The 12,668-nt window shown below is 40.1% G+C and carries 14 protein-coding genes; 9 read left to right on the plus strand and 5 right to left on the minus strand.

The features are described from left to right. Window positions 1–590 precede the first annotated feature (590 nt). The 3 genes from phnC to phnD all read right to left on the minus strand — a co-directional run bounded on the left by phnC (window position 591) and on the right by phnD (window position 3,207). The gene (gene phnC / locus J2S74_RS00005) at window positions 591–1,346 is read right to left on the minus strand and encodes a phosphonate ABC transporter ATP-binding protein (protein ID WP_307320241.1); all 756 of its coding nucleotides are present in this window, start codon (window positions 1,344–1,346) and stop codon (window positions 591–593) included. 13 nt (window positions 1,347–1,359) lie between these two features. Next, the gene (phnE, locus tag J2S74_RS00010) at window positions 1,360–2,121 is read right to left on the minus strand and encodes a phosphonate ABC transporter, permease protein PhnE (protein ID WP_307320243.1); all 762 of its coding nucleotides are present in this window, start codon (window positions 2,119–2,121) and stop codon (window positions 1,360–1,362) included. A gap of 180 nt (window positions 2,122–2,301) precedes the next feature. Further along, entirely contained in the window at window positions 2,302–3,207 is a 906-nt protein-coding gene (phnD, locus tag J2S74_RS00015; RefSeq protein WP_307320246.1) for a phosphate/phosphite/phosphonate ABC transporter substrate-binding protein, read from the minus strand. Window positions 3,208–3,407: 200 nt separating this feature from the next. Between phnD and J2S74_RS00020 the strand changes: the two genes are divergently transcribed. Then, on the plus strand, window positions 3,408–4,289 hold the full coding sequence (locus J2S74_RS00020; RefSeq protein ID WP_307320249.1) for a selenium metabolism-associated LysR family transcriptional regulator: 882 nt from the start codon (window positions 3,408–3,410) through the stop codon (window positions 4,287–4,289). 251 nt (window positions 4,290–4,540) lie between these two features. On the opposite strand, the gene J2S74_RS00025 is transcribed toward J2S74_RS00020, so the two are convergent. Then, entirely contained in the window at window positions 4,541–5,746 is a 1,206-nt protein-coding gene (locus tag J2S74_RS00025) for an ATP-binding protein (RefSeq protein WP_307321398.1), read from the minus strand. A 415-nt stretch (window positions 5,747–6,161) separates the two neighbouring features. Continuing rightward, on the minus strand, window positions 6,162–7,436 hold the full coding sequence (locus tag J2S74_RS00030) for an ATP-binding protein (RefSeq protein WP_307320251.1): 1,275 nt from the start codon (window positions 7,434–7,436) through the stop codon (window positions 6,162–6,164). A gap of 217 nt (window positions 7,437–7,653) precedes the next feature. Here J2S74_RS00030 and J2S74_RS00035 point away from each other — a divergent pair, with 217 nt between their 5' ends. The 8 genes from J2S74_RS00035 to J2S74_RS00070 all read left to right on the plus strand — a co-directional run bounded on the left by J2S74_RS00035 (window position 7,654) and on the right by J2S74_RS00070 (window position 12,501). Then, the gene (locus J2S74_RS00035) at window positions 7,654–8,223 is read left to right on the plus strand and encodes a hypothetical protein (RefSeq protein ID WP_307320253.1); all 570 of its coding nucleotides are present in this window, start codon (window positions 7,654–7,656) and stop codon (window positions 8,221–8,223) included. A 246-nt stretch (window positions 8,224–8,469) separates the two neighbouring features. Next, the gene (locus J2S74_RS00040; protein WP_307320256.1) at window positions 8,470–9,285 is read left to right on the plus strand and encodes a M55 family metallopeptidase; all 816 of its coding nucleotides are present in this window, start codon (window positions 8,470–8,472) and stop codon (window positions 9,283–9,285) included. A 109-nt stretch (window positions 9,286–9,394) separates the two neighbouring features. Continuing rightward, window positions 9,395–9,856 carry an SMI1/KNR4 family protein gene (locus tag J2S74_RS00045; protein WP_307320259.1) on the plus strand — a complete coding sequence of 154 codons (462 nt, stop codon included), beginning with the start codon at window positions 9,395–9,397 and terminating at the stop codon, window positions 9,854–9,856. A 174-nt stretch (window positions 9,857–10,030) separates the two neighbouring features. Then, complete coding sequence (locus tag J2S74_RS00050; protein WP_307320262.1) at window positions 10,031–10,204, plus strand: hypothetical protein; 174 nt, start codon at window positions 10,031–10,033, stop codon at window positions 10,202–10,204. 306 nt (window positions 10,205–10,510) lie between these two features. Continuing rightward, a complete protein-coding gene (locus J2S74_RS00055; protein ID WP_307320264.1) occupies window positions 10,511–10,930 on the plus strand; it encodes a hypothetical protein in 420 nt (139 codons plus the stop codon). Between the two features lie 303 nt (window positions 10,931–11,233). After that, on the plus strand, window positions 11,234–11,413 hold the full coding sequence (locus tag J2S74_RS00060; protein ID WP_307320266.1) for a hypothetical protein: 180 nt from the start codon (window positions 11,234–11,236) through the stop codon (window positions 11,411–11,413). Between the two features lie 33 nt (window positions 11,414–11,446). Further along, window positions 11,447–12,067: a signal peptidase I gene (lepB, locus tag J2S74_RS00065; protein ID WP_307320268.1), complete on the plus strand. Its 621-nt coding sequence runs from the start codon at window positions 11,447–11,449 to the stop codon at window positions 12,065–12,067. Window positions 12,068–12,084: 17 nt separating this feature from the next. Beyond that, a complete protein-coding gene (locus tag J2S74_RS00070) occupies window positions 12,085–12,501 on the plus strand; it encodes a GNAT family N-acetyltransferase (protein ID WP_307320271.1) in 417 nt (138 codons plus the stop codon). Window positions 12,502–12,668 lie beyond the last annotated feature (167 nt).

A 12,668-nucleotide genomic window follows, 5' to 3' on the forward strand; every position in this document is an offset into this window, starting at 1 on the left:
ATCGATAGATTATAGCTGAAATTCGATAGAATATCGGCCCAATTCGATAGATTATCCATTTAGCTGGAAATTGAATCTTGCAGGTAACCCTTATTCAGATTAGAATCTTTCTAGTTCGATAGATTAATGGTTGAAATCGATAGATTATAGCTGAAATTCGATAGAATATCGGCCCAATTCGATAGATTATCCATTTAGCTGGAAATTGAATCTTGCAGGTAACCCTTATTTAGATTAGAATAATTCTAGTTCGATAGATTAATGGTTGAAATCGATAGATTATAGCTGAAATTCGATAGAATATCGGTCCAATTCGATAGATTATCCATTTACCTGGAAATCAAACCTTACAGGCTACCCTTATTTAGATTAAAATTATTCTAGTTCGATAGATTAATGCCCAATTTCGATAAATTATGGTGGCAATTCGATAGATTTTCTTCGTATTACGATAGATTAACCATTTATCTGGAAACAACTACTTAAATAAACTGCTGTTTTGTTTAAAAAATCAGATAGAAAGCTACAAAATGAATATTTTTTCGGAAAAATAGAAAGGGGGCGGTTCAGGGAACCGCCCCCATAGCAAATTATTTCTGTTCTTCGTAGCCTTCGCCGTAGATTTCCGTCATTACTTCTTCCGTTAACAGTTCAGGTGCTCCGTCGAAAATCAATTCCCCATTCTTCAAGGCAATAATTCTTGTTGCAAATCGCTTGGCCAGCTGTACGTCGTGCACATTAATGATGGTCACCAATTCTTTTTCCTCGTGGATCTGTTTTAACAGCTTAAATATTTTGATGGCGGTGCTTGGATCGAGACTTGCTACTGGTTCGTCTCCGAGAAAAATATAGGGATCCTGCACTAATGCTCTGGCAATTCCTACCCGTTGCTTTTGGCCGCCGCTCAGTGCCTCTACGCGACGGTCTGCAAACTGCTCCAGTTCCACCGCTTTTAATGCAGCAATAGCTTTCTCCTTTTCCTCTGATGAGAAGATTCCCATGAGGTTTTTCCAAGGCTTGCGTTTTCCGAAGGTTCCTGTCAGTACGTTTTGCATGACGGTGAGTCTTGGAATTAGATAGTAGTGTTGAAAGATCATGCCGATGTTCCGGCGGATTTTTCGCAGTTCCTCTTCTTTCAACGTTGTTAAAGAAACGTCGTTGACGACTACTTCCCCGGAGGATGGTTGTTGCAGACCGTTGACGCAGCGGATGAAGGTGGATTTTCCTGCGCCGCTTTTGCCGAGCACGCAAATAAATTCCCCTTTGCGAAAGGAGGTAGACAAGCTTTTGATGGCTTCGTCTTCTGCTTTTTTATATCTAACGGATACATCTTCTAAAACGATCATTACAATTTCCTCCTTAAATAACGCGCTTGCGGACGTAGCTGCCAATGAAGTCAACGATGATGACGAGCGCCATAATCATGATGATGTCTAAGGCAACGGCCGTGTAGTAAAAGCTGTTAAAGTGGTTGAATAACAATTGTCCCAGTCCGCCGCCGCCGATAAATCCAAGAATTAACGAGGTCCGGATGGCTACTTCAAATCGGTAAAAATAATGGGATAAGACATTTGGCCAAATTTGCGGCAGGATAGAAAATAACACGGCTACCCAGCGCGTTGCCCCAACAGTTTTCATGGCTTCCTGTGGTCCAGGATCCGCTGCTTCAATGAGCTCGGATATGAGTTTTCCAAGGACTCCGATGTTATGTAATAAAATGGCAAGGACCGCTGGGAAGGGGCCTAAACCTAGGGCGACTACGAGAATGAGTCCGAATACAATTTCTGGAACGGAGCGTAGTCCGCTAAGGCTCGTTCGCGTGAGTCCATACAAAAAGGGATGACGGCTCGTGTTGTGAGCCGCCATAAAGCTTATGGGCAGGGCGACGAGCAGGGCAAAGAAGGATCCGAGAAACGCCACCGCCAGAGTCACTAGACTGGCTTCAAGGAGCCTCGGGAATAACGACCATTCAATGGGAAAAAATCGTGTGGCAACGAACTGAATGGCGTCCCCAAAACGGTAGAAGTTTCGGAAATCGAATCCGGTTATATTCATGCTCCACCACGTTAACGCGATGACAATAAGCAAATAAATGAGATATTTCGGTTTAAACCAAGCCATAAGCTGTAGACCTTTCCTTTTTAATAAATTCTGTTAAAAGATGTATTAATTTTTAACAGAGTTGATTGAAGCGGAAGCGTTGCTCGCGAAACCAGGACGTGGGCTGCCTTTAGATATAATTGGAGTAACCTGAAAGCGAAAATCAACATCCAAGTTTAACAACGAGTTTGATAAAATTTCTTAATCTTCCTGTGGGTTAAGCATTTGTGGGCGGACGGCGTAAATGGCGTTGAGAACATTTTCATATTGTGATGGGTCCGTTACAACAAAGCCTGATGCTCCACCAAAAACACGTAAAATTTCATCATCTGTAATATTTAAAAACACTTCTTGAATTTGTTCGATTAGTTCTGGATCTGTACCACCAGGAACTACCCAAGGATATTGATACAGCTGTTCCGACTGCCATATGATTTTGAATTGGGATTCGTCTAACTCACCTTTGTCAACTAACGAGTGGAAGATGGCACTGTCAATGGCACCTGCATCTACCAATTGGTTTTGCACTTGTTGTCCTGTAATGTCATGGGATCCAGTATAGACAACGGATTTAAAGGAGTGATCGTCCTCTGATTGGAACACACCACGCCGCATCAATTCGTAAGAAGGAATAATCGATCCGGATGTGGAGCTAATGCTTCCAAAGGCAAAATCGACTTCTTCCACATTCGCAAGTAATTCATCTAATGAGTCCCAAGGGCTGTCGGCATGGGTAACAATGTAAGAATAGTAATATGGTTCCCCGTTGATTAACGGTGATAGAATGGCTTCCGCACCGCTCTGCTCGTGGGCAATTAAGTACGTAGTTGGCCCTAAAAACGCTAAATCCACGTGATTATAGTTAATAGCTTCCACTACTGCATTGTAGTTCGGATAGATTTCTAATTCAACTTCTTTGCCTAGTCCTTCAGCAAGCTCAGCTTCTAGCTTCCTGTAACCCTCTTCCACAACCCCGGTAGATTGGGCTGGAATTGCTGCTACGGTAAAGGTACCTCCTTCTCCAGCTTCCGTTGCTGGACCTTCGTTTGTGCAGGCTGCTAAAAAAATAAGTGCTGCTGCTGAAAATAAAAGTAAAAGTTTTCTCATTTTCCTTTTCCCCTTTTTATTTGTTGTTTGTTAGTATGCTTTCCTATGAAAGATTTAACCTTACAAAAGAGATTATATAATAATAGGTATATAACTTAAAGTTATAATTATAATAAAAACTTGTTAAAATTGTTTCCTTTTCTTTGGACTGTATTTATCATAAACTACAAATAAGAAGAGGGACGGGGGGAAGTTGGGCGATGGACTTAAAAAAAATTAAGACTTTCATGATGGTAGTTGACCATAAAAGTTTTTCTACAGTGGCGGAATTATTGGATATTACGCAGCCTGGTGTAAGTAAACAAATCAAGAATTTAGAGAAAACACTTGGAGTTCCCCTAGTATACCGTGATTCGTTGGAGCCAACGGAAGCGGGGCGAATTGTGTATCGCAAAGGAACGGAGTTTATTTCCTCCTGGGAGGAGCTAGTGGAGGAATGCCGCCAGTTTCAGGGGGAACTGTCCGGTCAGCTGCGAGTGGGGGCAAGCTCTATACCTGGAACGTACTTTGTCCCTGCCATTTTGCGAAATTACTTAGACAATTTTCCGCGGATGGAAATTCAACTGTCTATTTTTGAATCGGAAGAAGTGGTCCAGCAAGTGTTGGAAGGGAAACTAGATATTGGTTATGTGGGTAGTCAAGTAAGCGACAGCCGTTTAGCCAGTCAAACGGTGGCGAAGGATAAACTTTTAGTTATAGGACCAGCCGGAAGTGAGGAAGCGGGAAGTTTCCATGAGTTAAAAGAGCATCCTTTCATATTTCGCAGCAGTCGTTCAGGTACATGGAAGGCTGTGATAGAAGGATTTCGCTTATGGGGGCACTCCGTGGATGAACTGAAATGTGTGTCCACGGTCCACAATACAGAAGGGGCCATCTCCATGGTGGAAGCAGGCCTCGGCTATACAGTCGTTTCCGATATTGCAGCGAAGAAAGCTATGAAGCATGGGAATATTAGCATTGTAGCGGAACTGCCAGTGGAACGGACTTTTTACGCTATCTGTCTAGCTAATAAAGAGCATAATAAAGCGATATCCCCGCTCATGCACGGAGAAGGGTATTTGGGTTGGGGATTTAATACTTAAAACGTTGTAACAACGCAATTGCCCCTTTCACACGCTCAATTGTGTTCATAAAATCATAAATTAAACTGGGTTCGCCAATAGGGTCCAACAAAAGTAAAGAGGCTGGGACAAAAGTATTTTTACTAATAAGAAATCCGAACAAACTAGATGTAGGTGCAATCTACCCCCTTCGGAAATATACTTCCCTAAGGTAGTGCATTGTTCGTATTTCCGATTAAACACTTTAGTTTTGTCCCAGCCTCAAACCATTTTCAAGCCGATTCTGAGTGAAAGCTAGAAACGGGAAAGGTGACCTTAAATTCAGTCCCATCTCCCGGTTGGCTTTTAATGTCAATTGATCCGTTCATGGACTGGACAATTCGGAAGATCAATGGGGTTCCGAGTCCTGTCCCTTTATCCTTCGTTGTAAAGTACCTGGTCCCAAGTTTTTCTACTTCCTTAGGTGTCATACCGATGCCCGAGTCTTTAATAATGATGAAAACATGGGTGTTATTTCCTTTAACGGTCAGCTGAAGCGCCCCACCATTAGGAATGGCTTCAATACCATTCTTAGCAATATTAATAAAGCATTGTCGAAAATAGCTTGCAACCCCATCCACAAAGACATGCTCCTTCTCAATGGAAGTCTGCACATCCACTTTATTCATCAAAGCGTAAGGGTAAATAATATTTGTTACATAGTTTAACTCTTTCACCACATCTAAGGGAACCGTTTCCTGGTTGGATTTTGTCAACGATAAAAAATCAGTGATGATGGCTTCCCCGCGGTAGAGCTCACTAAGGGCAAGGTCAATATAGCTTTTCCTTTTCTCCTCAGGAACATTATCGTTATACAACAATTGTAAAAACCCTTTTGTAACAGTTAAAGGATTGCGAACCTCATGGGAAACACTGGCCGATAACTGGCTTATGGTACTGAGCTTATCCGTTTCCAGATAAATTTTTTCCCTCAGCGCTTTATAATGGAACATATCCTCTATTAGGAAAGTGACAAGACATGCCCCTAGAACCGTTATTAAAATATAAGCTGCTCCAGGTAAAATCATATGGCTAGTAGGAACATCATCCAATATACGAATGGAAATTAAAGTTAACAAACTTTCACTGAATGCAATGCTACTGATAAAAAGAATTTTTTTCCGACTGTTTAACTTAAAGAAATATCCCTTTAAAAATGGAATAATAAACAATAAAGTTGATATCACCAAAGTAAGATAAATCCCATCGCCACCAATGATATAGCGGTAAGGAATAATAGTAAGCATAGCTACTATTGCCGACGGAAAACCTATGTAGAGTGCACCGAGCAAGAAAGGGATGTACCTCAAATCCATTATAAATTCAGAGCTGAATGGTAATGGAAAGCTCATACATAAGAGGATAGTAACAGGGATGACAAGAAACGTTATGATACTTTTTTGTTTAAACATGAAATAATCTCGGTCCAGCCAAAACATCCGATAAACAAGTATAGGAACTAATAGAAAAAGCAGATTGTTTAAAAGCGACTGTATGGATGCCACACAACTCGATCCTCCGATCCCCAAATTTAAGGTAAATACCCATAGAAAGTGATAGATTATGAAAAAATAATATCAAAAAACAAAATCACTTTGTACATAAAATTAAAAATAAATAGTACAATTTATGGACATTTATCTTGCTGTCTTTTAGAGGTAGGCTACAGGCAAAATGTCACCGTCCTGGTTCCGCGGGCAACGCTTCAGCCTCCTCGTTCCCGCGGGGTCTTCAGCCGTTGCTTTTCCCGCAGGAGTCTCGTATCTTCCGCTCAAATCAACAGTGTAAAAAATTAACATTATCCTTTAACATAGCCTATTAAATAAACCTGCTTCTCTGTTTCTATGTAAGCGATTACGCTGTTTCATAATGAACTTGGGGAGCGGTTGGGAGTTTTACAATAAATTTCGTCCCTTTTCCCTTCTGGCTTTGGATATTAATGCAACCATTCATAGACTCTACGATTCTAAAAATGAGGGGAGTTCCGAGACCGGTTCCCTTTTCTTTTGTTGTGTAGTATTGTGTCCCTAATTTTGCGACTTCCTTCGGTGACATACCAATTCCTGTATCTTTAATTTCTATAAACACATGTGTATTACTGGAGGTTATATTTAACTCAAGGGTTCCTCCATCTGGCATCGCCTCGATCCCATTTTTTGCGATATTAATTAGGCATTGACGAAAATGGCTGGCAACTCCGTCTACCACTACATTATCGTGCTCAAAGGACGTTTCTACATTTACTTTATACATGAGGGCATAGGGGGAAATGATATTATGTACGTAATTTAGCTCCTTAACCACATCTAATGGAATTGTTTCTTGGTTCGATTTCGTTAAAGACAAGAAATCGCTAATGATGGCTTCCCCCCTGTAAAGCTCACTTAGGGCTAAATCAATATAACTTCTTCTTTTTCCATCCGGAAGATCGTTACTATATAGTAGCTGCAGAAATCCCTTCGTCACTGTCAAGGGATTCCGCACCTCATGAGAAACACTTGCAGACAGTTCACTTATGGTACTGAGTTTATCCGTTTGCAGGTAAACCCTTTCCCGAAGTGCTTTGTAATGAAACATGTCTTCAATTAAAAAGAGAATGAGCCAAGTAGCCAACACTTGTGAGAAAGCGATTGCAATAGCAGGAAATAGAATAGAAGGGAAGGTAACACCATTTATAATTAAAACGAAAATGGTAAGCAGACTTATAATTAGTGCGATACCCATAGCAAGTAAATTCTTTCCTTTACGATTCATACTTAGGAAATACACCTTGAAAAAAGGAATAGTCAGCAAAAATAAACTAGTTCCAAGAGTCGTCCAATAAGCACCTTCGCCACCTATGAACATCCGGTAAGGAATGATCGTAACTACAGCAGCAATAGCTGCTGGAAAACCAATATATAATCCTCCTAAAATAAAAGGAACGTATCTTAAGTCAAAAATAAACTCTGAGTTAAAGTTTAATGGAAAACTCATACATAATAGAATAGTAATGGGAATTACGACAAACGTTATCAATCTTTTTTGTTTGAATAATAGATTATCTCGATCAAGCCAAAACATCCGATAAACCAAAATAGGAAGCAACAGAAATAGTACATTATTTAACAATGTTTGCACAGATTCCACTTGACTCCACCCCTCCTTCTAAAAAAATTGAGGATTATCGTTCAAATGATAGACTATAACAAAATAATAACAAAAAATTAACAAATTTTATACAAAAAAACTATAGAATATACATATAATTCTAAATTTTTGTCGTAATTGGAAGAAAAAATACCAACTCAGCAGTGGAACTTTATCTTAGTTATAACGTAGAAATTATTAAAAGGAGGAAATTCTTATGATGCAAAGAATGATGAGTATTGCCATTGCGTTTGTTTTCCTATTTACATTGGGTGCTTGCAATGATAGGGAGACTCTTATTCCAGAGGGGATGGAAAAGTTTGTTGATGATGAAGCTAACATTTCAACTGTTAAGCCTGAAAATTGGGAACGCATTGACTATCCAGAGGCTACTGATGAAAATGCTGTAGTGTTTCAATCATCAGAGAATACTTCTATTAATATAAATCAATCCATTTACTTTATAACAACAAATGATTCTAAAACAACTAACATTTTAAAAGAGAGCTATAGAGAAAGTGATTCTTATGATGACTTTGTGGACCGCTTTATTGATCGCTACAGCAATATCGTAGGGAGTTCATTTGAGAAAATTGATGAAGTTGATGGCCACATCCCAGTCTTTTCTTTCGACTTGGGAGAGGTAATAAGTATATTCGCCATTATAGAATCAAACAACACCCCTTATTTCATTCATTTGAAAGGGGATAATGATAGTTCGGAAATAGAATCAAGTAGTTACGAGTATTTCATAAATATAATAAAGGAAACGCAACCTTTAAAATAATTTGTTACGAAAGAGTAGGTAGGGGCAGAAGAACTTAAGTAGGGCGTCTATCATAAGAAGAGACGTCCTATTTTTCAATAAATTTATCCATAATACGATTGGGAAAAGTTTGGTCAATGACATGTGATTCTGCCTCTGAGTTATATTTTTTAGCTTATAACGGAATCTATTTAAAAGAAGGGTTTAAGTAATGGACAGCCAATACATTACATAGGTACGTATCAATAAAATAGGGGGAGATACATAATGAAAGTGTTTATTTCTGCAGATATGGAAGGGGTAGCCGGTGTTGTTCACCAGGAGCACACAGGAAGGGACGGAAGAGAACATGACCGGGCCAGAAGACTCATGACAGAAGAAGTGAACGCTGCTGTGGAAGGTGCACTGGAAGCTGGGGCAACAGAAATTCTCGTCAATGACTCCCACGGCACCATGAGAAACCTTATTCCCGAGCTTTTACATTCGGAAGCGGAGTACATCATCGGCTCGCCGAAGCTCCTAGCCATGATGCAGGGGGTGGATGAAAGCTTTGACGCGGCAATACTCCTAGGTCACCATGCAAGAATGGGCCAGCCTGGGATTTTAAATCATTCCTTCAGCGGCAGAGTAGTCCGGAACATTAAGATCAATGGTGTAGATTACGGAGAGATTGGCATCAATGCTGCCATCGCCGGAGCCTTTGATGTACCAACGATTCTTGTGACAGGGTGCCAGTACGCAGGTGCAGAGGCAGCGGAGCTTATTCCTTCTATTGAAACAGCTATTGTGAAAAAAACAGTAAACCGCATCACAGCCCAGAACCTATCCCCAGCAAAATCACAGGCTCTCATTAAGGGAAGGGTCATCTCTGCCTTAGAAAAACGAGGAGAAATAAAGCCATTTAAGATAGAGGGGCCTTACACAGTAGAATTAAGCTACGTTCACGCAGGCTTTGCCGATGCAGCAGAAGTACTGCCTATCGTAGAAAAAATAAGTCCAGACACCCATCGTTTCCAGTCCGATGATTTTATCACCACCTTCCGTTACATAAGAAGTCTCATCAGCCTAGCATCATCTATTTAATAGTTAAACGCAGTAGCAGGTCCTAAGCAAGGTCCTGCTACCTATTTACAACGAATTGTTTGAAAATTAAAATAGGAATAATCTAACAATTTTATAAAAGGTGGTATGGGTGATGGGGAGTATTTGGCAAACAGACAATGATTACGAGAGGTTACAAGATTTAACGGATGAAATAGTCGAGAAGGCTGAGGAAAAATTAAAGGTAAAATTGCCGAAAACCTACATAAATATTCTTAAAGAGCAAAATGGGGGCTACATCAATTATAATTCTCACCCTTGCAGTGAACCTAACTCTTGGGCAGAGGATCATGTGCATATTGATCATTTTTTTGGAATCGGTGATTTAGCAGGGAACGAGGGGATTTTACAAAGTCCCTATTTAATTAAAGAATGGGATTTACCGGAAAACATCGTCCTAATCTCTGGAGACGGACACACATGGATTGCCCTTGATTACAGAAATAAAAAAGAAGATCCTCCAGTAATCTATGTGGATCCAGATGTTGCAGGAATCATTCCATTAGCACCAAACTTTGAAACATTTTTAAAAGGACTAACCTACTGGCAGTGAAATGATGAAGAGGCTGGGACAAAAGCGTTTTGTCAATGAGAATTCCGAACGAAGCATATAAATCGCTTCGGAAATATACTTCGCTACGATAATACATTGTTTGTATTTTTATCTAAAGACTTTAGTTATGTCCCAGGTTCTTTTTTCATACAAAAAAAGAGGGGATGAAGGGGAATGTTAGAAATTATATTGCCACCGCTAGTTTTGTTCATTTTAGTACTAGTGATCGCTTCTTTTATCATTAAAGCCCAAGGTTTCAGCAAATTAACAAAGATACTAATTGTTGGATTAATGATTATAGCCTACTTCGTAGTTATAGGAATTGCTGGTTTTCACCAAGGGGTCTAGGGGGAAGTTTATGTCAGTTGTTGGTGAGGGAAAAATGAAGGAGTGTTGTTGGTGGAAATAAGGATGCTAGGCCCGAAGGATGCGGCTGTTTATAAGAAGCTAAGATTAGAGGCACTGAAAGTAGGCGGAATATATTATGACGAAGACCTCATGGTATTCACGCTGTAAAATGCAGCGCCAATGGAGCTTTTTGGAGCCTGAATCCAAATTGCGAACACTATAAAGGTCACTATGAGACCAAATTCTTAGCTACTCTAGTAAACTTCTTCGTACTAAATAGTATTACTATGATTAAGGAGGCTCCTAATGAATTCAAAACTAAAATTCATTACTATTCTCTGCTGCAGTTTCTTAATCATCTCCATGAGTTTAATAGGTCTCCGCTCCTATCATTTTACTAAGCTCACAGACTCAAGCATTATGGCTAAGTCTCACCTGGAAGAGATGGGTTTCTTTGTCCTTTATTACAGTGGTAATTATGGTCCTTATTCTTTAACGGAAATCTCCATTCACGAAAAGCCCCATAGTGATATTTTAGCAGTTCAAGATCAGCCAGCAGACGCTTTCCTAGGAAGGGAACTGCATCACAAGTTTTTCTTTGTTGCCAATCATCCGCTGAATAGATTGGGGCATACACATGTATCTGTTATTATGGATGGGAAGGAAATAATTGGTGGTTTTTCTACGAAAAAAGGGATGACCTATTCTTTGAATCGAGGAAACTAAATGTGGGAGTGGAATGGATACATAGGAATGAATTGTCAGAGTACAGACTTTGTCCCAGCGAGCAAATAAAGTACATAGGTCAAAAAAGCAATTCTACCATTTATTTAGGAGATGTTAACTGACCACTGCCCCAGATTAGTTTTCCAAAAGCGTAGAATGACAATTTATGTAACGATGAACAGGGCAGGGGAAAAACACTATACATATATGGTATAATGCATCTATCTTATACTTCATCCCGCAGTCGGTTTATATCGGTTGCGGGTTTCCTGTAACATCATTTCTAGAAAGGAGTTCTACCAAATGATGAATAAATTGTTTTATGTAATATACGCTATTATTCTAGCCCTTGTGGCCATTGCTACTGGTGAAATTGTTACCTTTGTATTACTGGGACTCATCTTAATGAGCCTGAATACAATCCTTGCTGTTCTTAAGGAAATTCGGGATGAATTAAGGAAACAGCGGGAAAACAAACAATAATACTTAATTTTTTCAACTGGAGGCTAGTACAGAGTGTTTAAATTAATATCCGAGTTTTTTAGTCTAATAGAAGCGATTATTATCGCCCTTGTTTTGGCAGTGTTAATTTCTATTTTTGTCATTCAACCTTACAAGGTAGATGGAAGATCCATGGAACCAACCTTAGAAGGCTACAACCAGGAAACGGAACAGGGGGGCGACCACGTTCTTGTTTTTAAAACACCATTTTTATTGGGGGGGACTCCAGAATTCGGTGATATTGTCGTCGTGGACAGTCGGGTCAGAAATGGCAGGGGATGGATGGACATCATTCTTGAAAGTCCAATTGTACAATTTCTAGACTTGGCAGGTAACAACGAGGCGACCCATAATTGGATCAAGCGGGTGATTGGAGAGCCCGGTGATGTTTTAGAGGTGAAAAATGGGGTGCTGCATCGCAACGGCACTGCCCTAGAAGAAGAGTACATTAAGGAACAAATTAAGGAAGATTTCCCACCATTTACTGTACCTGAAGACGCCGTTTTTGTCATGGGGGATAATCGGAACGGCAGCACCGACAGCCGGGATGTGGGACCTATCCCAATCGACAACGTTATTGGCAAAGTCATCCTCAGATACTACCCATTTGATAGAATAGAAAACTTCTTGTTTTAATGGAGGGCGGTGTGTTAATGGCAAATGCAATGACTATTCATTATACGACTAAGCCGCCTGTAGATTTTCTACAACTGCTCCGGATATATGAATTGTTAGGCTGGAATTCACTGGGGTTAACCGTAAATGAGCTGGCGAAAATGTGCACTCAAAGCTGGTACGCCATCTACGCCTATGACGAAGAACAACTGGTTGGAATGGGACGAATTATCTCAGATGGTGTTATAACTGGAATTATTTGTGGAGTCTGTGTACTCCCAAGCTACCAGTCTAGTGGGATAGGTAAGGCCCTTATGGAAAAAATGATTGATCACTGTGAAACAAACAGAGTGATCCCCCAACTTATGTGTGTAGAAAGTTTAGAACCCTATTATGAAAAACTAGGTTTTAAGAAATTCTCTATTGGTATGACAAAAAATAAGTCATTAGGTTAGTAACGAGGACGGTTGGCGGGTTCGCAGAAATTTTGCAGGAACAATCCAATTAGTTTTGAAACAAAAAATGAGGGTGGGACAAAAGTGTTTTGTCAATGAGATTTCCGAACGAAGCATATAAATCGCTTCGGAAATATACTTCCCTTTCCGCGGGCGGCTGGTGAGCC

The organism is Evansella vedderi (assembly GCF_030813435.1).
In the GTDB taxonomy this organism is placed as follows: Bacteria; Bacillota; Bacilli; order Bacillales; family Salisediminibacteriaceae; genus Evansella; species Evansella vedderi.